Raw genomic sequence first — 18,356 nt, forward strand, 5'->3', positions numbered from 1 at the left:
CAATGCCGGCGCAGCTCCCCAGCTGCGCCGGCATTTGTGCCGTCCGCCGCACCCCCGTCCCCACGGGGTTTCATGGATGGATGTCCCCGCCCGGACCGCTCTTCCGGGCCTGGGGTCGCCGCTCAGCGCCCCAGCATCGCACCCACGGACGACGCCTGTGTGGCCACCGTCTCCCAGCCGTCGAAGACGAGGAGGAGCAGGGCCGCCAGGGGTAGGGCCATGAGTGTCGCCACCGCGGGGTGGCGGCGGCCCGTCCGGCGGGGGCGGAACGCTGTGCGCCGCGGTGCCGTGTGGGCCATGGTCCCTCTCCTGACCGTCTCGGTTGTCGTTGGCAGCGGCGGGTGCCTGACCTCGGGGGACGAGTGCTGCACCCGCCGCTTGACCTCAAATCTAGGCGCGCGGCCCGCGGCGGACGTCATGCCCTCGTACCGAATGACGGGCCTCCCGGAGGATGAGCCATGACCTGCCTCGTACTCCCCTGGGTGGAGACGTGGTCCTAGGTCTCGGGGTCTTCCCGGAGGGGTTGCCCGCCGTGTCCCGCCATGTCCGGACCCTCAGGCGCGTGGAACGAGTGACTTCGCTCACTTCGACCGGGGTGGGGGGATGGAGTGTGGTCGGGTGGTGGGCACACCCGGGTGCCGGGCGTCCGGGGGGCCGCCGGGTTCTCGCGGCCGGTCCCGGTCCCCCTCCATGGTCAGCCGGACCGAGGTCAACCTCCCTGCCGCGTCGGCACGTTGAGATCACAGGAACCTCAAGGGCACAGCACCGAGCGGCTTCCTGACCACGTTTCACCTCGCGCTCCCGCCGCGCACAATCCGTCCGCCCGAGAGGGCGCGGCCTCTGCGCGCAGGCGCCTGTGGAAACGTAAGCTGTGCCACGTCACAGGGACCGGGCAGCGGGGATGAACATGGCGATGATGCGCCTGAGGCGCGAGGACCCGCGCGTCGTCGGCTCGTTCAGGCTTCACCGACGGCTCGGCGCGGGCGGAATGGGCGTGGTCTACCTCGGCTCCGACAAGAAGGGGCAGCGGGTCGCGCTGAAGGTGATCCGGCCCGATCTGGCGGAGGATCAGGAGTTCCGGTCGCGCTTCGCCCGCGAGGTCTCGGCGGCCCGGCGCATCAGGGGCGGCTGCACGGCGCGGCTGGTGGCGGCGGACCTGGAGGCCGACCGGCCCTGGTTCGCGACGCAGTACGTGCCCGGGCCCTCCCTGCACGACAAGGTCGCCGACGAGGGCCCGCTCGACGCGGCCGAGACGGCGGCGGTCGGCGCGGCCCTGTCCGAGGGACTGGTCGCCGTGCACGAGGCCGGTGTCGTCCACCGTGACCTGAAGCCCTCCAACATCCTGCTGTCCCCCAAGGGGCCGCGGATCATCGACTTCGGCATCGCCTGGGCCACGGGCGCCTCCACGCTCACCCACGTCGGCACCGCGGTCGGTTCCCCCGGCTTCCTCGCTCCCGAGCAGGTGCGCGGCGCTGCCGTGACGCCCGCCACGGACGTCTTCTCCCTCGGCGCCACCCTGGCCTACGCCTCGACCGGCGACTCCCCCTTCGGACACGGCAGTTCCGAGGTGATGCTGTACCGCGTGGTGCACGAGGAGCCACAGCTGTACGGCGTCCCGGACGCGCTCGCCCCGCTCCTGCGGGCCTGTCTCGCCAAGGACCCCGACGACCGGCCCAGCACCCTTCAACTGTCTCTGCGGCTCAAGGAGATCGCCGCCCGCGAGGCACAGGGCCTGGCCGAAGCACGGCCGCCCGCGCCCCGCACCGGGGAGGCCGACCGGCCGACCGGACGGCTCGCGGACACCTATCCCGAGCAGCAGCGCAGCACTCAGCGACGCACCTCCCCCGGGACCCCGGTGCCGCGCGGGAGCATGCCCTCCCGGGGCGGTGCGCCCTCGCGCGGCGGCCTCGCCTCCCGGCCGGGCTCGGCCCGTCCCACCCTGGCCCCCCGGGCCGGCGGTCCGCGCTCCGCGAGCGGAGGCCGGCCCGCTGCACGGGGCGGCACCGGGCGTCCGGCGCCGCGTAAGACGGTGACCGGAAGACGGCCGGCCAACCCCCGGCTGCTGCGTCAGCGACTGTTCGTCTTCGTGGTGGTGACGCTGCTGGTGGCGCTCGGCATCGCGGTGGCCCAGGGCTGTCAGGGGCCGGCGCGCAGCCTCGGCGAGGACGGCAAGGGGCGGCCGCAGCGCACACAGCCGACCGTCAAGCCGCTGGACGAGGGAAAACTGATGTCGCAGCGGTACGACTCGACCTTCCGGTCCGGCCCCGGTAAGTGACCGTCCCCGGTCCGGATCAGGCCCCGGGCCGTCCCGAGGCCACCGCGTAGAACGCCACCGCGGCCGCCGCGCCCACGTTGAGGGAGTCGACCCCGTGGGACATGGGGATGCGCACCCACTCGTCGGCGGCGACCAGAGCCTGCGTGGACAGGCCGTCACCCTCGGCGCCGAGCATCAGGGCGACCCGGTCCATCCTGTGCGGAGCGGCCTCGTCGAGGGACCTGGCCTTCTCGTCCGGGGTGAGCGCGAGCAGCGTGAAGCCGGCCTCGCGGACCGAGTCCAGGCCCTTGGGCCAGGACTCCAGACGGGCGTACGGCACGGAGAACACCGCGCCCATCGAGACCTTGACGCTACGGCGGTACAGCGGATCGGCGCAGTCGGGCGACAGCAGCACCGCGTCCATGCCGAGCGCGGCCGCCGAGCGGAAGATCGCGCCGATGTTGGTGTGGTCGTTGACCGACTCCATGACCACCACCCGGCGGGCGGAGCGGAGCAGCTCCGCCGCGGTGGGCAGGGGCTTGCGCTGCATGGAGGCGAGGGCGCCGCGGTGCACGTGGTAGCCGGTGACCTGCTCGGCGAGTTCGGGGCTCACGGCGTACACGGGGGCCGGAAGTTCGTCGATGACGTCGCGCATGACGTCGATCCACTTGGCCGAGAGCAGCATGGAGCGCATCTCGTAGCCGGCTTCCTTGGCCCTTCGGATGACCTTCTCGCCCTCGGCGATGAACAGGCCCTCGGCCGGCTCGCGCTTGCGGCGCAGTTCGACGTCGGTCAGGCCCGTGTAGTCGCGCAGGCGCGGGTCGTCGGGATCCTCAATGGTGATGAGATCGGCCACAGGGTGATACTGCCTTGTCCTGGGTGTGCTGCCAACGGCTGGAGACGGGTTGTGTTACCCGTGGTTACGTGCCAGCCTCGCCGGCCATGGCAAACGCATCAAGCCGCGGGCTCCGGGCCGACGTTCACGACCTCGCCGATGACGATGACCGCCGGGGGCTTCACGTCCTCGGCGCGTACGGTCTCGGCGACCGTGGCGAGCGTCGCGTCCACCCGGCGCTGTGCGGCGGTCGTGCCCTCCTGGACGAGGGCGACGGGGGTCTCGGGCGACTTGCCGTGCGCGACGAGCGTCTCGGCGATCTTCCCGATCTTGTCGACGCCCATGAGGATCACGAGCGTACCGGTCAGCTTCGCCAGCGACGGCCAGTCGACCAGGGAGCGCTCGTCGTCCGGGGCGACATGGCCGCTGACCACGGTGAACTCGTGGGCGACACCGCGGTGCGTGACGGGGATGCCGGCCGCGCCCGGCACCGAGATCGAGCTGGAGATGCCGGGGACGACCGTGCAGGCGATACCGGCCTCGGCGAGCGCCTGCACCTCCTCCATGCCCCGGCCGAAGACGAAGGGGTCGCCGCCCTTGAGCCGTACGACGGACTTGCCCTGCCTGGCGTGCTCGATCAGCGCGTTGTTGATGGCCTCCTGGGCCATGTAGCGGCCGTACGGGATCTTCGCGGCGTCGATGACCTCGACGTGCGGCGGGAGTTCGGCGAGCAGGTCGCGCGGGCCGAGCCGGTCCGCGATCACGACGTCGGCCTCGGCGAGGAGACGGCGGCCGCGGACGGTGATCAGGTCCGGGTCGCCGGGGCCGCCGCCGACCAGGGCCACGCCGGGCGTGCGCGTGCGGTGATGGGGGGCGACCAGGGTGCCGTCGCGCAGGCCCTCGACCACGGCGTCGCGGATGGCGGCCGTGTGGCGCGGGTCGCGGCCCTTGGCGTCCGTGGTGAGGACGGCGACCGTGACGCCCTCGCTGTGGCCGGTCGCCGGGGTCCAGGCTGTCGCCTGGTCCGCGTCGTCGGAGCGGACGCACCAGACGCGGTGGCGCTCCGCTTCGGCGGAGGCCCGGGCGTTGGCCTCGGGGTCGCTGGTGGCGATGAGGGCGTACCAGGCCGCCGCGAGGTCGCCGTCCGCGTAGGGGCGCCGCTCCCAGGTGATCTCGCCCGCGTCCGCCATCGCCTCCACCGAGGGGGTCGCCTCGGGGGACACGAGGAGGATGTTCGCGCCGGCCGCGATCAGTGCCGGGAGGCGGCGCTGGGCGACCTGGCCGCCGCCGAGGACGACCACTGTGCGGCCGGAGAGACGGAGGCCTACGGGGTAGGCGGGGTGTTCGGCCATGAGGGGCGGCTCCTCGGACAGCTTTGCGGTGGGCACGCTGCGGCTCCGGAGCGGCCCTGACGTGCGGATTTTAAGGTGTGAGCAGGGCAGACCGCACGGGTGGTCCGGCAGTTGAAACCGGACCACCCCTGGTGACGCCCGCTCCGCCTCTGAGGTGAACCCCTACTTCTCGGTGACCCCTGCCGAATCGAACGTCGCCACCTCGTGCATCGCCCGTGCCGTGCTCTGGACCAGCGGCAGGGCCAGGAGTGCGCCCGTGCCCTCGCCGAGGCGGAGGTCGAGGTCGACCAGGGGCCGCAGGCCCAGCTTGTTGAGGGCGGCGACATGCCCGGGCTCCGCGCTGCGGTGGCCGGCGATGCAGGCCGCGAGCACCTCGGGGGCGATGGCGCGGGCGACGAGGGCGGCGGCGCCGGCGCTGACGCCGTCCAGGATCACCGGGGTGCGCAGAGACGCGCCGCCCAGCAGCAGGCCCACCATCGCCGCGTGCTCGAACCCGCCGATGGCCGCGAGGACGCCGATCGGGTCGGCCGGGTCCGGCTGGTGCAGCTCCAGGGCCCGGCGGACCACCTCGGTCTTGCGGGCCAGGGTCTCGTCGTTGATGCCGGTGCCCCGGCCGGTGACCTCGGTGGGGTCGGCACCCGTGAAGACGGAGATGAGCGCGGCGGACGCCGTCGTGTTGGCGATGCCCATCTCACCGGTGAGCAGCGCCTTGTTCCCCGCCGCCACCAGGTCGCGGGCGGTCTCGATGCCCACCTCGATGGCCGCCTTGGCCTCCTCGCGGGTCATCGCGGGGCCGGTGGTCATGTCCGACGTGCCGCCGCGGATCTTGCGGGGCAGCAGACCGGGCGTGGCCGGCAGGTCGGCGGCCACGCCGACGTCCACGACGCACACCTCGGCGCCGACCTGGCCCGCGAAGGCGTTGCAGACCGCTCCGCCGCCCAGGAAGTTGGCCACCATCTGGGCGGTGACCTCCTGCGGCCAGGGGGTGACGCCCTGGGCGTGCACGCCGTGGTCGCCGGCGAAGATGGCGACGGCGGCGGGCTCCGGGATCGGCGGCGGGCACTGCCGGGACAGCCCGGACAGCTGCGCGGAGATGATCTCCAGCATGCCGAGCGCGCCGGCCGGCTTGGTCATGCGCTTCTGGCGCTCCCAGGCCTCGCCGAGCGCCTTGGCGTCGAGCGGGCGGATCTGTGCGACGGTCTCGGCAAGCAGGTCGTGGGGTTCCTCTCCGGGCAGGGCGCGGCGGCCGTACGTCTCCTCGTGCACCACCCACGACAGCGGGCGCCGCTTGGACCAGCCGGCCTGCATCAGCTCGGGCTCGTCCGGGAATTCGTCGACGTACCCGACACACAGGTAGGCGATGACCTCCAGGTGCTCGGGCAGACCGAGCGCGCGGACCATCTCCCGCTCGTCGAAGAAGCTGACCCAGCCGACGCCGAGGCCCTCGGCGCGTGCGGCAAGCCAGAGGTTCTCGACCGCGAGCGCGGCGGAGTACGGCGCCATCTGCGGCTGGGTGTGGCGGCCGAGGGTGTGGCGGCCGCCGCGGGTCGGGTCCGCGGTGACGACGATGTTCACCGGGGTGTCGAGGATGGCCTCGATCTTCAGTTCCTTGAACTGCTTGGCCCGGCCCTTGGGCAGCGACTTCGCGTACGCGTCGCGCTGGCGCATGGCCAGTTCGTGCATGGCGCGGCGGGTGTCGGCGGACCGGATGACGACGAAGTCCCAGGGCTGCGAGTGGCCCACGGACGGCGCCGTGTGGGCGGCCTCCAGCACGCGCAGCAGCACCTCGTGCGGGATCGGGTCGCTGCGGAAGCCGTTGCGGATGTCGCGGCGCTCGCGCATCACCTTGAGGACCGCCTCGCGCTCGACGTCGTCGTAGGCGGGCGCGGCCGGTCCGGAGGACTGTCCTGCCTCTTCCACTGCGGCCGTGCTCTCTTCCTGCTCGGCGGCCCTGGTTTCCAGGTCCTCCGCGTGCTGGACGACGTCGGGGGCGTGCTCGTCGACCGGCCCGGCCGGTGCGGCGGCGGGCTCGGCCTCGCGTGGCGCGGGGACCGTGACCATGGCTACGGGCTCGTGCTGTTCCTGGGCGGGCAGCACGAGGGGCTGCGGCGGCGTCGGTGCCAGGTGCGGGGTGGTCGGCACCTGGCCCTCGACGGGCACGAACTCGCCGAGCGGCTGGTCGGGTTGCGGCTCCGCCGGGGCGTCGGCGGGGCGGGATTCGGCGGTTGCGCCGGACTCGACCTGCCCAGGGACGCCGTCCGGTACGACGGGCTCGGCCTGGGCGGACTGAAGCTGCGGGCCGGCAGGGGCGGCGCCGGGTGCCAGGGTCGGCGTGGCGGCAGGGGCGCCCTCGCCCTGGCCGGGGGCCTCCTGAGCGTGCGCCGGCAGTTCCGGCAACTCGTGCGCGGCGGCCACGGCCTCCCCGTCGTTCGGGACGGCTCCGGCCAGCTGCGGGCCCTGCGCCTGGTGGAGAGCCGGCTCGGGCACCTCGGCGGGCGCGGCGGGGCCGGGCGGGGTCTGTACGGCGTCGGGCTCCGGGGCGGCGACGGCCGCGGTTTCCGCGCCGGGGGCGGTGGCAACGGGCTCGACGGCAACGGCGTGCTCGGGTTCGGCAGCCGGGGTGGCTAGATCGGCAGAGTCCGGGCCGGCCGCCACGGCACCGGAGACCTGCGGGTCGGCCTGCGCCGCAGCAACGCCGGCGGCTTCGGCCGTGTGCTGTGCGGGAACGGCGCCGGGCGCCGGAGCAACGGCCTGGGCGGCAACGGCGTCGGCAGCCAAGGGGACAGCCTGGACAGCACCAGCATCGGCGCCCTGAACCGCACCCTCGGCGGCAACGGCGTCGGCAGCCAAGGGCACGGCCTGGCCGGCAACAGCGTCAGTGCTCTGAACCGCACCCTGGGCGGCGACGACATCGGGGGTGGGGGGCACGGCCTGGGCGGCGACCGCGTCGCCCCCCGCGGCCGGAGCGTGTGTCGCACCGGCATCCGCGCTCTCGGCAGCAGCGCCGGCGACCGCAGCCGCAGGTCCCTCGGCCTGCACGGCTTCGGCGGCCTGCGCGCCCGCAACCGGCTGCACACCCTCACTCGGCTGAACGGCCTCGGGCACCTGGACGGCTTCCGCGCCCTCCGCGACCTGCGCCCCCTCCGGCGCCTGGACCAGTACGGCCTCGTCCTGGACCGGCGCGCCCTGCTCGGCCGCGTCCGCCGCAGGAGCCGCCTGGCCGGTCTCGGCGACCGCCGTGACCTCGGCAGCCGGAGCCGCCGCCACGACCTCGGGAGCGGGTACACCCCCGTCGGCAGCGGCACCACCCTCGGCAGGAGCCACGGGACCGGTGGCGGCCGCTTCCCCGGGCCCGGGGATGTTCACGGCAGCGGGCGGCTGCGCGCCCTGCCCGCCCTCCGCCGAAGCCGGAGCACTCTGGGCACCCTCGGCGCCCTGCCCGGCAGCAACGGCGTAGCCGCCGTCGTGGCCGTGCTCGGCCTGCACACCGTCATGACCGTGCACACCGCCCGGCATCTGGACCGGGGCCTGGATCTGCTCGCCCGGCACCGGCGCGGACGCCTGCGCGGCGACGCGGGTCATCGCGGCCTGGGCGGCATCGGGCGCTTCGGCGGTGCCCTCGGGCCGAGCAACCGGACTAACCGTTTCCGCAGCCCGTGCCTCGGCGCCGACCTGGGCCACGGCGGCAGGCGCGGCGCCCCAGGGGGCCGCGCTCTGCGGTGCCATGTCGCGCAGCGGCTGGACGTCGAGATACTCGGGCCCGGTCGTGGCCGGAGCCGGCTGGCGTACCGGCGCTCCCGCGGGCCCGCGGTCGGCGAGAGAGCGGACCGGGCTGGCGGAGGCGTCGGGGATCGGCGGGCCGAGGTGCAGCGGTCGGCGCTGCGGCTGCGGTGGCGCCGCAGGGTCGTGCGGGGCCGACAGGATGGGCGACGGCGGCACCGACGCCTGCGCCGGGTTCGGCAGCCGGACGCCGCTGAGGTCGACGGAACCACTGTCCCGGCCGCCCGTCTCGTGCGGGCCCGGCTCGTGGACGGCCTCGACGACCGGTTCCGGGGCGGGTGGCGGCACTTCGTTGCCCCACGCGCCCTGGGCACCCGGCAGCAGCAGGTCTTCGTCCTCGGCGGGAGCCTCGGAGAGGTAGGTGTACGCGCCGTGCGCGGGGGCGCCCGGCTGTTCCACCATGCCTGCGCTCTCCGGCTGTCCCTCGCCCGGGACCTGGCCGGTGTCGGTCATGCGTACCCCTCGCCCATCGGTTAGTGCTTCTACGACCAGCTCACCCGGAACGGCGCACCGACCGCCCCGTAGTGAAGAACGAGCGTGCGTGCCCAGCGGCACGAACGACCCGCCCCAAAAAGGCGACAAAGCCATTCAGTGGCATTGTCCCGGCCGTTCCGCCATCGCGACAGCATGATCCGCGACAGCCCGCTGTGGACTGCGCCACGTTGCGCGTCCTCGGGTTCTGCCGTACCACACCCACCCCAAAACGGGCACGCTTTCCGGACATTGGCGAACGAAGTTCCGGGCCGCGGATGCGGTACAACGATCGGCCAGCCTACCGCGCGCGGTACGACAACAGGATCACGGGGCGCGATCCGGCAGGCCCGCCCGTCGCCCGACGACCACCCCTCAACGAGGCGCTTCGCGCCGGAGCAATTCCCCGGTGAGCAGGAACGCAACGTTCCGCTCGGTCTCCGTCCAGGCCCTGGTGTCCAGTTCGACGGACTGCAGCAGGGCGCACTCGACCCGGTATCCGTGCTCGGTCAGGTCGCGGCCGATGAGTTCGGCCTCGTCCCGGGTCGCGGCGTGGGTCACGATGCGCTGCGGACGGCGGTCGGCGACCGCGGAAACGACGGCCGCTCCCCCGCCGCCGACCCGTACGACGTCCGGTTCGGGCAGGTTTTCGAGGACGTGCGGGGCGGTGCCCTGCACCACTTGGAGGTGGACGCCGAAGCGGCGCGCGGCCGCGTCGGTGCGGGTGCAGGCGTCGTGCCGCCGGTCGACGGCGATGACGGCGGCTCCGGCGCGCGCGGCCTCGGCGGCGAACGCGCCGCTGCCGCAGCCGATGTCCCAGACGAGGTCGCCGACCCGGGGGCCGAGGCGGGCGAGTTGGGCGGCACGCAGCAGCTGGGTCTCCCCTTCGCCGAGGCCGCCGCCGTACGCCGCGTAGTCCGCGTCTGGCTGCACCCAGCCGCGCGGGCCGGTGGCCGGGTCGCGCCCGGCGATCCAGCCGCCGCCCTCGGCGGCCCCGACCGGGCCGCCGATGACGATGACGACGTTCGGGTCGCGCCAGGTGTGGTCGGGGGCCTTGTCGGAGGTGACGACGGTGACCTGTTCGCGTTCGGTGCCCAGTTCCTCGCAGATGACGAAGGTTCGATGGACCCCGTCCAGCAGCAGACCGAGTTCCGCGGGGCCCGCGCCCGGTGCGGTGAGGACGGCGACCTTGGTGTGGGCGCGGCACACGTTCACGGCCCGGCGCAGGGTGCGCGGGTGGGCGACGACCACCTGGGCGTCGTCCCAGGGCATCCCGGCCCGGGCGAAGGCGGCGGCCACCGAGGAGACGGCGGGGACGACCTCGACCTCCAGGCCGAACTCCGGTGCGCGCAGGGTCCGTACGACGCCGAAGAAGCCGGGGTCGCCGTCGGCGAACACCACGGCGGTGCCGCGGTGGGCGGCGATGCGGCGGGCGGCCAGAGCGAGGCTGCCGAGGCGGATGCGCTCGGCGGCGGGCGGGACCTCGGGGAGCGCCAGGTGGTGAGCCGCGCCGGCCACGAGCGTGGCGGCGCCGAGGGCGGCGCGTGCCGCGTCGGTCAGCGGCGAGCCGTCCCAGCCGATCACCGTGACGCGGTCGGCCATCGCAGTCAGTCTCCAGAGGGTTCATGCAGGTCTTCGGGGCCCGGGCGGGCTTCGTGAGGGTACCTGGTGAAGCCAGGGGTGCGTCCGGTGCCCGGAGGCTCAGTTCCAGTCCGGGTACGCGGTGAAACCACCCATGTCGGCCAGCTGCTCGCTGACGGCGGCGAGGTCTTCCGGCAGCAGGCTCCAGACGATGACGTCCGTGCGGGTGTCGGTCCACGTCCCGTCCCCGGACCTGGTGCGCGCTATCCAGGCGTTGCGCAGGACGCCCTCGCTGATACAGCCGATCTTCTGCGCCACCTGCTGAGAGGCGGTGTTGTCGGCGGCGGTGCGCAGTTCCAGCCGCTCGAACTTCTGGTCGTGGAAGAGCCACTGGGCGGTGGCGAGCGCCGCCTCGGAGGCGTAGCCCTCGCCGCGGGCCCAGGGGGCGACGGCATAGGCGATCTCACTGGATCGGACGCGCCAGTTCGTGTTCTGCAGGTGCACGATACCGACGAGGCGCTGGGTGAGGAACTCGTCGACCGCGAAGACGATGCCGCGGCCCTCGGTCCGCTCGGCGGGGGCGAGCTCGGTGATCCACTTCCGTGCCTCGGCCTCGGTGTAGGGGTGGGGCGCGGAGGTCCAGGCGGTGACGAGCTCGTCGTTCATCATCTCGGCCAACGCCTCGATGTCCGACTCCTCGAAAGGGCGCAGGACCAACCGCTCCGTGCTGATGGAGACGTTGGGAAAGGTGCCAGTCATGCGCCGCTCCGTAACCATTGAAAAACCTTCAGTTCCCGCTGAACTGCCCAGCATGCAGCATGAAACCACTGAACGGCACGAGGGGGCCCACCCCCGGTGAGGGAGTGGACCCCGTGCGTGGCGATACGCGGTATACGCCCCGTCAGAAAGAGGGGATGACGGAGCCCTGGTACGTGTCCTCGATGAACTTCTTGACCTCGGGCGAGGTGAGGAGCCCCGCGAGCTTCTTCACGCGCGGGTCCTTCTCGTTGCCCTTCTTCACCGCGAGGAAGTTGCCGTACGGGCTGTTCTTCGCGGACTCCAGGACGAGGGCCTCCTTGGCGGGCTTGATGCCGGAGGAGATGGCGTAGTTGCCGTTGATCACGGCCGCGTCCACGTCGTCCAGGGAGCGCGCGGTCTGGGCCGCCTCGACCTCCTTGAAGTTAAGGTTCTTGGGGTTCTTGGTGATGTCCTGCGGGGTCGCCTCGGAGCCGGCGCCGTCCTTGAGGGTGATGAGCCCCTTGGCGGCCAGCAGCTTCAGGGCGCGGGCCTCGTTGACGGCGTCGTTCGGGACGGCGACGGTCGCACCGCTCTTGAGGGCGTCGACGCTCTTCACCTTGTGGGAGTAGAGGCCGAGCGGCTCCAGGTGCACCGTGACGACGGGCACGATGTGGGTGCCGCGCTTCTTGTTGAAGTCGTCCAGGTACGGCTGGTTCTGGAAGTAGTTGGCATCGACCGAGCCGTCCTCGGTCGCCGTGTTCGGCGTGATGTAGTCGGTGAACTCCTTGACCTCGAGGTCGAGGCCCGCCTTCTTCGCCAGGTTCTTCTCGACGAAGTTCAGGATCTCGGCGTGCGGGGTCGGGCTCGCGGCGACGACCAGCGGGCCGCTGTAGTCGGAGGAGCCGGCGGAGTCCTTGTCGGAGCCGCAGGCGGTGAGCCCGAGGGTGAGGGCTCCGGCGGCGAGGACGGCGGTGGTGAGCTTGGCGGTGTTACGCACGAAAAGTGCCTTTCCTTAAGGGTGGTGCGACCCCGTGATGGGTGTACGGGGAGTCTTTGGGGTGGGGCCTCAGGCGACCTTGGTGACGTCGGCCGCCGCGGGCTCCTCGGCGGCCTTCAGCAGGCGCAGCCTGGGCGCGGGGCCGGAGCGGGCGCCGCGGTGGTGCAGGGAGCGGGCCGCGTAGTCGCCGGCGAACTGGATGAGGGAGATGACGACGGCGAGGATCGCGACGGTGATCCACATCAGCTCGGTCTCGAAGCGCTGGTAGCCGTAGCGGACGGCGAGGTCGCCGAGGCCGCCGCCGCCGACCGTGCCGGCCATGGCGGAGTAGCCGATCAGGGCGATGATCGTGGTGGTCGTGCTGGCGATCAGCGAGGGCAGGGCCTCGGGGACGAGTACCTTGCGGACGATCGTCCAGGAGTTGCCGCCCATGGCCTGCACGGCCTCGACCAGACCGTTGTCCACTTCGCGGACAGCCGTCTCAACGAGGCGGGCGAAGAACGGGATGCCGCCGATGGCGAGCGGCACGATGGCGGCGGTGGTGCCGATCGTCGTCCCGGTGACCCAGCGGGTGAAGCTCATCAGCGCGACCATCAGGATGATGAACGGCATCGACCGGCCGACGTTCACGACCTGGCCGATCACCTTGTTCGCGACGACGTTCTGCAGCAGGCCGCCCCGGTCGGTGAGGACGAGGAGGATGCCGAGCGGAAGGCCGGCGGCGACGGCGATCAGGGTGGACCAGGCCACCATGGTGAACGTCTCGCTACACGCCTGGGACAGCAGCGGCTGCATCTCGGACCAGGTCACTTCGCACCTTCCTTCACCAGCAGGGGCTCCTGGCCCTGGGGGCCGACGACATCGATCTGCAGGCCCTGCTCGCGCAGGAAGCCGACGGGCACCACGTTGTCCTCGTAGCGGCCGGGCAGTTCGATGCGCATGCGGCCGATCTGCAGGCCGCCGACGGTGTCGATGGCGGCGCCGAGGATCGAGATGTCGATGTTGTAGGTGCGCGCGAGCTGGGAGATGACCGGCTGGGTGGCGGCCTCGCCGTGGAAGGTGACGTCGAGGACGGTCCGGTCGGTGCCGGAGGCCTCGCCGCCCACCGGGAACAGCGCGGCGGCCAGCTCGGAGCCCGGGGTGGCCAGCAGCTCGCTGACCGTGCCGGACTCCACGATCCGGCCCCCCTCCATCAGGGCGGCGGAGTCGCAGACCGACTTCACGACGTCCATCTCGTGCGTGATGAGCAGGACGGTCAGGCCCAGCTGCCGGTTCAGGTCGCGCAGCAGCTGGAGGATGGAGCGGGTGGTCTCCGGGTCGAGGGCGCTGGTGGCCTCGTCGGAGAGCAGCACCTTGGGGTCGCCGGCGAGGGCGCGGGCGATGCCGACGCGCTGCTTCTGGCCGCCGGAGAGCTGGGCGGGGTAGGCCTTGGCCTTGTCGGCGAGGCCGACCAGGTCGAGGAGTTCGAGCGCCTTGCGGGACCGTTCCTTCCCGGACTTGCCGAGGATCTCCAGGGGCAGCTCGACGTTGTCCTGCACGGTCCGCGAGGACAGCAGGTTGAAGTGCTGGAAGACCATGCCGATCCGGCTGCGCGCCTGCCGGAGTTCCCGGCCGGCGCGGCTGCCGCGTCCGGCGAGCGCGGTGAGGTCCTGTCCGTCGACGGTGACCGTCCCGGATGTCGGACGTTCGAGGAGGTTGACGCAGCGGATGAGCGAGGACTTTCCGGCGCCGGAATGGCCGATGACGCCGTAGACCTCGCCTTCGCGGACGTGGAGATCGACGCCGTCGAGGGCGGTGACCTCACGGCCGCGGGAGCGGTAGACCTTGGTGAGGCCCGAGGTGGTGATCACTGGGGTTTCCGTCACTGTCGAGTGCGCGGGCGTGGGTGTGCCCGGGCACGGGTGCATTCGTTCAGGGACGCGGCACGGATCTCGCGCTGGCGCTGGAACCGGGGAGAACATGTGCGCGGGGCGGCGTCGGTCACGTACGTCCTACGACGACGTACGGACGTGCCACGGCGTCTCGCTTCGGGGCGCGAGGCTCAGGTGGTGCAGGGGCCCTCTAGAAGGCGCACATTCGACACATACAACGAGCACCGGGCGTCATGGTCGCCTCGGTCGCAAGGGTGCGGCTGCTCGTCGTGGTCATGCGATCAGTAAACCAGACCTACAGTGCTGACCGGCCGCCGCTGTCCGCATGCTGGACAGCGGCGGACAGTGCTCAGGAGCGGACGGAGATCTCCACTCCCCCGTCGGTGACCAGCACGGACAAGGCCGACAGGTCCTTCACCACCAGGTCGGCGTCCAAGTCCTCGGCCCGGTGGGTTGTGGCCAACGCCACGGTGGTCATGCCGGCCGCCCGGCCCGCCTGGAGGCCGGCGGGCGCGTCCTCGAAGACGACACAGCGGGCCGGGTCCACGCCCAGCTGCCGGGCGGCGAGCAGGTAGGGCTCGGGGTCGGGCTTGCCGCGGGTGATGTCGTCGGCGGCGATCAGCGTCTTGGGCCGGATACCGACGGCGTCGAGCCGGGCCTCGGCGAGCCGCCGGGTGGCGGAGGTGACGACGGCCCAGGACTCGGCGGGGAGCGAGTCCAGCAGGTCCCGCGTCCCGGGCAGCAGGTGCACGCCCCCGTCGGGTACGTCCTCCACCTCCAGCTGTTCGACCCGGGCGACCGCCTCCGGCACCAGGCGGGCGGGCAGCAGGTCGGCAACCATCTCGGCCGCGGGCCGCCCGTGCAGTTCCACGCGCCCGAACTCCTCGGCCGTGATCCCGTACTCCCGTCGCCGTGGGGGTCCCCCCGCGCCCTTCAGGCGTGGGGGAGCGTCCAGCAGCGCTCGACCGAGTCGAGGGAGGAGACGAGGGTGCCGTCGTTGTCGAACAGGAGGGCGTGCGCGTGGATCGTCATGGTCTAGACCCTACGGTGTACGACGGGGTCGGCGGCGTCGGGCCGATACGGGCGTAATAAGGTCACCGCATGCTCAATGCCCTGACGCTGGTGACCGCGGTCGCCGCGCTGCTGCTCGCCGCCTGGTGCGGCTGGGCCGCCTACCGGGACCAGCCGACCAAGGACTGGCACCTCATCGGCATGGCCGTGGTGTCGCTGTTGGCGGTGACCCAGCTGGTCATCGGGATCGTGCAGCTGGCGCGGGGCGAGAAGCCGGAGCAGGGCACGACGCTCTTCGTGGCGTATCTGCTGGGCGCGTTCGCGTGCGTGCCGGCGGCCGGGCTCATGTCGCTGTCCGAGCGCACGCGTTGGGGTTCGGTCACGGCGGCCGCCGGCGGTGTGGTGCTGGCCGTGCTGGAGGTGCGTCTCTATGACATCTGGGGAGGCTGAGGTGACGGCGGCCGAGGAGAAGCCGACCCGATTGATCGGCGGGCCGGGCCTGCTGCTCGTCTGGTTCTACGGCGTGATGGTGGTCGGCGCGGTGTCGCGCTCGGCGTACCAGATCGCGACGGAGTTCGACCGGGCCCCGCTGGCGTACTCGCTGTCGGCGGTGGCGGGCGTGGTGTACGGGTTCATCACCTACACCCTGATCCGCGGCGGGGAGACGGCCCGCAGGGCGGCACTGTTCTGCTGTGCCGCCGAGCTCGCGGGCGTGCTGATCGTGGGTACGTGGACCCTGGTGGACCGCTCGGCCTTCCCGGACGCGACCGTGTGGTCGGACTACGGGATGGGGTACGTCTTCATTCCGGTGTTGCTGCCGCTGTCGGCCATGTACTGGCTGAGGAAGGCTCGCAACACCGTCACGCCGTAGTGGCGTACGTCCCCGCCGGCTTCTCCAGGACGATCAGCTCAACGCCGTCCGCACCCTTGGACCTGCCCACCGCCTGGTAGCCGACGCGGCGGTACAGCCGGAGGTTGCCCTCGCTGCGGTGGCCGGTGTGGAGACGGAACCTGGTGGCACCCCGCTCCTGTGCCAGCGCCGCTTCAGCCGCGCGCAGCAGCCTCGCGCCGATGCCGTGGCCCTGTAGGCGCGGGTGGACACAGAGCTTGCCGATGGCGGCCGCGCCGTCCTCGGTCACCTTGCCGCGCACCGAGCCGACCAGCTCGTCGCCGAGGCGGGCCACGAAGACGCAGTCGGCGGCGACCTCCTGACGGACCGAGTCGAGGCTCTCGACGAGCGGGTCGATGCGGTAGTTGCCGTACAACGCCGCCTCGCTCTGGAAGCACAGGTACTGGAGCTGGAAGATCTGCTCCGCATCCCGTTCGGTCGCCACCGAGATGGTCACGCTCATGCCCATGTGCGCATGCCTCCCGCTCACCTGATCGCCTGTCGTTCCTCACTCCTATCCCCGCGCTTCGCGGGCCGCAACCTCCGGAGTGAGCAAACGCCGTAGACATCCCAGACATCTGGAGCGTTCCGGGCCAAGGCTGCCCTGTGAGATACCCAACTCCCCCGCGATCTCCCGGTATGTCAGGTCCTTCGGAGAGAGCAGCGCCTCCAGGAGACGGGGGCAGCGGCCGGGCAGCCGGCGGACCGCGTCGCGCAGGGCGCGGTACCGGGCTGCGGTGAGGGCGAGTTGCTCGGGCCCGGGGCGGGCGTCGTCGACCGGCTCGCTGCCGTACGGGCGTTCGAGGCGAGTGGTGCGACGGCTGCGGCGGGCCTCGGCGCGGACGGCCTTGCGCAGCCAGCCCTGCGGATCGTGCGGCGGCCCCTCGGCCTCCAGGCGTTCCAGGAGGCGGAGCCAGACCGCCTGCTCCAGGTCGCCCGGCTCACTCCCTGACGCATATGCCTCGGCGGAGGCCTCGGCGGTGAGCAGCGGGCGCAGGGCGGCTACCAAGTCGTGCGTCATATGCGGAACGACGCGCCGCCCCGGTGACAGGTTTCCGGGGCGGCACGGAGTCACCCCTAAAGGGGTGCCGTGCGGTCCTGCCGTTGACGACGGCGGGAGGCTCAGCCGGCCAGGAAGTCGGCGCGGGCCAGCAGGCCGGTGTCGGCGTTGTCGGTGAAGACGCCGTCGATGCCGGTCGCGAAGTACGTCTTGAAGGCGCCGAAGACGTCGCCGTAGGCGTCCGCGTTCGTGCCCTTGCGGTACTCGGCCGGGAGGAACGGGTTCTCGTTGCGCATGGTGTACGGGTGCAGGACCAGACCCACCTTGTGCGCGTCGGCGACCAGCGTGGTCGGCTTGGCCAGGGTGCCGTCGGCGTTCTTGGGGATGATCAGGTCCAGCGTCGGGCCGATGCCCTGCGCGTAGCCGGCGATCTCCCTCAGGCCCTTGGGCGTGATCAGGTCGGCGACCGTGCGCGGGTCGCCCGCCTCGACGAAGTCGTAGGGGCGGCTGGTGGCCGAGGAGAGCAGGACGACGAGCGGGTTGTCGACCAGCTGGTTCAGCTTCTGGATGCTGCTCGGCTCGAAGGACTGCAGGATGACCGGCGAGTTCCGGCCGTCCTTGCCGTACTTGCGCAGCAGCTTCGCCACCCGCTCCTCCAGGCCCAGGCCCAGGTTGCGGAAGTAGGTGGGGTGTTTGGTCTCGGGGTAGATCCAGACCTGCTTGCCGCGCTTGCGGGTCTGCTCGTCCTGCCACTTCAGGACCTCTTCGAACGTGGGGATCTCCCAGCGCCCGTTGTAGAGGGTGTTGTGCGGACGGTTGGCCGGGATGCGCTCGACGGCGCGCAGCGTCTTCAGCTCGGCGAGCGTGAAGTCCTCGGTGAACCAGCCGGTGATGGAGACGCCGTCGAGGACCTTGGTGGTCTTGCGGTCGGCGAACTCGGGGTGCGAGGCGACGTCCGTGGTGCCGCCTATCTCCGGCTCGTGCCGGCAGACGAGGTGTCCGTCCTTGGTGGGCACCAGGTCGCCCGCCTCGACGACGTCGGCGCCGAGGTCGAGGGCCAGGTTGTACGAGCCGAAGGTGTGCTCGGGGCGGTAGCCGCTGGCGCCCCGGTGGCCGATGATCGTCGGCTTCGGCAGGCTCTTCAGCCCGCGGCCACCGACTCCGGCCGTCCGGGTGTCGGCCGCCCGGGCGGTTCCGGGCAGTCCGAGGACCGCACCGCCCACGCCGAGCACCGCCGCGCCGAGGAGCGCCCGTCGTGCCGTGCCCTGCGTCTGCTCGTTCGCCTGGTCGCTGTCCATGAGCGCCCTCCTGCTGTCCTGCCGCTTCTGTGCGCGCCGATCGTAGGGGCGTCCACATGACGGACGGGAGTCCTCGGCTCGAACACGCGGGTGACTCCGCATGGCTGGTGCGGGGCGAGATGTGACGGCCCGTCGGCATCGGCCGGTGCGGGCTCGGCGCGATGTCCGTCACACCGTCGCCGGGCGTCACGAACGGGCACCGCCAGGTCACCGCAGGTAAACCAGCGTCAACAGTACGTAAGACCTCGGTGAACCGGGCCTCCCCGATGTGCGCTTCCC

At 72.3% G+C, this 18,356-nt stretch carries 15 protein-coding genes and 1 pseudogene; 3 read left to right on the forward strand and 13 right to left on the reverse strand.

Annotation, left to right across the window (positions count from 1 at the left end; genetic code table 11):
- Window positions 1-122: 122 nt before the first annotated feature.
- Window positions 123-299, reverse strand: a complete 177-nt coding sequence (locus tag ACZ5DS_RS16755; protein ID WP_468238650.1) for a hypothetical protein — start codon at window positions 297-299, stop codon at window positions 123-125.
- A gap of 602 nt (window positions 300-901) precedes the next feature.
- On the opposite strand from ACZ5DS_RS16755, the gene ACZ5DS_RS16760 reads away from it, so the two are divergent.
- Window positions 902-2,275: a serine/threonine-protein kinase gene (locus ACZ5DS_RS16760; RefSeq protein WP_468238653.1), complete on the forward strand. Its 1,374-nt coding sequence runs from the start codon at window positions 902-904 to the stop codon at window positions 2,273-2,275.
- A 16-nt stretch (window positions 2,276-2,291) separates the two neighbouring features.
- Here ACZ5DS_RS16760 and ACZ5DS_RS16765 read toward each other — a convergent pair whose 3' ends face one another.
- From ACZ5DS_RS16765 to ACZ5DS_RS16805, 9 genes and pseudogenes are all read right to left on the reverse strand, one after another.
- A complete protein-coding gene (locus ACZ5DS_RS16765; RefSeq protein WP_468238655.1) occupies window positions 2,292-3,110 on the reverse strand; it encodes a TrmH family RNA methyltransferase in 819 nt (272 codons plus the stop codon).
- Window positions 3,111-3,208: 98 nt separating this feature from the next.
- The gene (gene cobA / locus ACZ5DS_RS16770; protein WP_468239302.1) at window positions 3,209-4,441 is read right to left on the reverse strand and encodes a uroporphyrinogen-III C-methyltransferase; all 1,233 of its coding nucleotides are present in this window, start codon (window positions 4,439-4,441) and stop codon (window positions 3,209-3,211) included.
- A gap of 162 nt (window positions 4,442-4,603) precedes the next feature.
- A complete protein-coding gene (gene cobT / locus ACZ5DS_RS16775) occupies window positions 4,604-8,674 on the reverse strand; it encodes a nicotinate-nucleotide--dimethylbenzimidazole phosphoribosyltransferase (protein WP_468238657.1) in 4,071 nt (1,356 codons plus the stop codon).
- A 393-nt stretch (window positions 8,675-9,067) separates the two neighbouring features.
- Window positions 9,068-10,294 carry a precorrin-6y C5,15-methyltransferase (decarboxylating) subunit CbiE gene (cbiE, locus tag ACZ5DS_RS16780; RefSeq protein WP_468238659.1) on the reverse strand — a complete coding sequence of 409 codons (1,227 nt, stop codon included), beginning with the start codon at window positions 10,292-10,294 and terminating at the stop codon, window positions 9,068-9,070.
- 99 nt (window positions 10,295-10,393) lie between these two features.
- On the reverse strand, window positions 10,394-11,032 hold the full coding sequence (locus ACZ5DS_RS16785; protein ID WP_468238661.1) for a GNAT family N-acetyltransferase: 639 nt from the start codon (window positions 11,030-11,032) through the stop codon (window positions 10,394-10,396).
- Between the two features lie 142 nt (window positions 11,033-11,174).
- Window positions 11,175-12,008 (reverse strand): MetQ/NlpA family ABC transporter substrate-binding protein, encoded by an 834-nt coding sequence (locus ACZ5DS_RS16790; RefSeq protein WP_468238663.1) that lies wholly within the window; start codon window positions 12,006-12,008, stop codon window positions 11,175-11,177.
- A 69-nt stretch (window positions 12,009-12,077) separates the two neighbouring features.
- A complete protein-coding gene (locus tag ACZ5DS_RS16795) occupies window positions 12,078-12,818 on the reverse strand; it encodes a methionine ABC transporter permease (protein WP_468238665.1) in 741 nt (246 codons plus the stop codon).
- A complete protein-coding gene (locus ACZ5DS_RS16800) occupies window positions 12,815-13,858 on the reverse strand; it encodes a methionine ABC transporter ATP-binding protein (protein WP_468238667.1) in 1,044 nt (347 codons plus the stop codon). Before ACZ5DS_RS16800 ends, ACZ5DS_RS16795 begins: the two co-directional genes overlap by 4 nt.
- 370 nt (window positions 13,859-14,228) lie before the next feature.
- Window positions 14,229-14,911, reverse strand: a pseudogene (locus ACZ5DS_RS16805) (HAD family hydrolase).
- Window positions 14,912-14,980: 69 nt separating this feature from the next.
- Between ACZ5DS_RS16805 and ACZ5DS_RS16810 the strand changes: the two are divergent.
- Both ACZ5DS_RS16810 and ACZ5DS_RS16815 read left to right on the forward strand, forming a co-directional pair.
- Window positions 14,981-15,340 (forward strand): hypothetical protein, encoded by a 360-nt coding sequence (locus ACZ5DS_RS16810; RefSeq protein WP_468238670.1) that lies wholly within the window; start codon window positions 14,981-14,983, stop codon window positions 15,338-15,340.
- Complete coding sequence (locus ACZ5DS_RS16815) at window positions 15,321-15,761, forward strand: hypothetical protein (protein WP_468238672.1); 441 nt, start codon at window positions 15,321-15,323, stop codon at window positions 15,759-15,761. The genes ACZ5DS_RS16810 and ACZ5DS_RS16815 overlap by 20 nt, the downstream gene beginning before the upstream one ends.
- On the opposite strand, the gene ACZ5DS_RS16820 is transcribed toward ACZ5DS_RS16815, so the two are convergent.
- From ACZ5DS_RS16820 to ACZ5DS_RS16830, 3 genes are all read right to left on the reverse strand, one after another.
- The gene (locus ACZ5DS_RS16820) at window positions 15,751-16,248 is read right to left on the reverse strand and encodes a GNAT family N-acetyltransferase (RefSeq protein ID WP_468238674.1); all 498 of its coding nucleotides are present in this window, start codon (window positions 16,246-16,248) and stop codon (window positions 15,751-15,753) included. The genes ACZ5DS_RS16815 and ACZ5DS_RS16820 overlap by 11 nt on opposite strands.
- Before the next feature lie 45 nt (window positions 16,249-16,293).
- On the reverse strand, window positions 16,294-16,800 hold the full coding sequence (locus tag ACZ5DS_RS16825) for an RNA polymerase sigma factor (RefSeq protein ID WP_468238677.1): 507 nt from the start codon (window positions 16,798-16,800) through the stop codon (window positions 16,294-16,296).
- Window positions 16,801-16,901: 101 nt separating this feature from the next.
- Entirely contained in the window at window positions 16,902-18,077 is a 1,176-nt protein-coding gene (locus ACZ5DS_RS16830; protein ID WP_468238680.1) for a glycerophosphodiester phosphodiesterase, read from the reverse strand.
- Between the last annotated feature and the right edge of the window lie 279 nt (window positions 18,078-18,356).

Source organism: Streptomyces sp. NPDC031100, from assembly GCF_055570785.1.

What these genes read in the sequence shown, in the direction of transcription:
- ACZ5DS_RS16755 (WP_468238650.1), bottom strand. Translation starts at nt 299, where the DNA reads ATGGCCCACACGGCACCGCGGCGCACAGCGTTCCGCCCCCGCCGGACG.
- ACZ5DS_RS16760 (WP_468238653.1), top strand. Translation starts at nt 902, where the DNA reads ATGAACATGGCGATGATGCGCCTGAGGCGCGAGGACCCGCGCGTCGTC.
- cobA (WP_468239302.1), bottom strand. Translation starts at nt 4,441, where the DNA reads ATGGCCGAACACCCCGCCTACCCCGTAGGCCTCCGTCTCTCCGGCCGC.
- cobT (WP_468238657.1), bottom strand. Translation starts at nt 8,674, where the DNA reads ATGACCGACACCGGCCAGGTCCCGGGCGAGGGACAGCCGGAGAGCGCA.
- cbiE (WP_468238659.1), bottom strand. Translation starts at nt 10,294, where the DNA reads ATGGCCGACCGCGTCACGGTGATCGGCTGGGACGGCTCGCCGCTGACC.
- ACZ5DS_RS16785 (WP_468238661.1), bottom strand. Translation starts at nt 11,032, where the DNA reads ATGACTGGCACCTTTCCCAACGTCTCCATCAGCACGGAGCGGTTGGTC.
- ACZ5DS_RS16810 (WP_468238670.1), top strand. Translation starts at nt 14,981, where the DNA reads ATGCTCAATGCCCTGACGCTGGTGACCGCGGTCGCCGCGCTGCTGCTC.
- ACZ5DS_RS16815 (WP_468238672.1), top strand. Translation starts at nt 15,321, where the DNA reads ATGACATCTGGGGAGGCTGAGGTGACGGCGGCCGAGGAGAAGCCGACC.
- ACZ5DS_RS16820 (WP_468238674.1), bottom strand. Translation starts at nt 16,248, where the DNA reads ATGGGCATGAGCGTGACCATCTCGGTGGCGACCGAACGGGATGCGGAG.
- ACZ5DS_RS16825 (WP_468238677.1), bottom strand. Translation starts at nt 16,800, where the DNA reads ATGACGCACGACTTGGTAGCCGCCCTGCGCCCGCTGCTCACCGCCGAG.
- ACZ5DS_RS16830 (WP_468238680.1), bottom strand. Translation starts at nt 18,077, where the DNA reads ATGGACAGCGACCAGGCGAACGAGCAGACGCAGGGCACGGCACGACGG.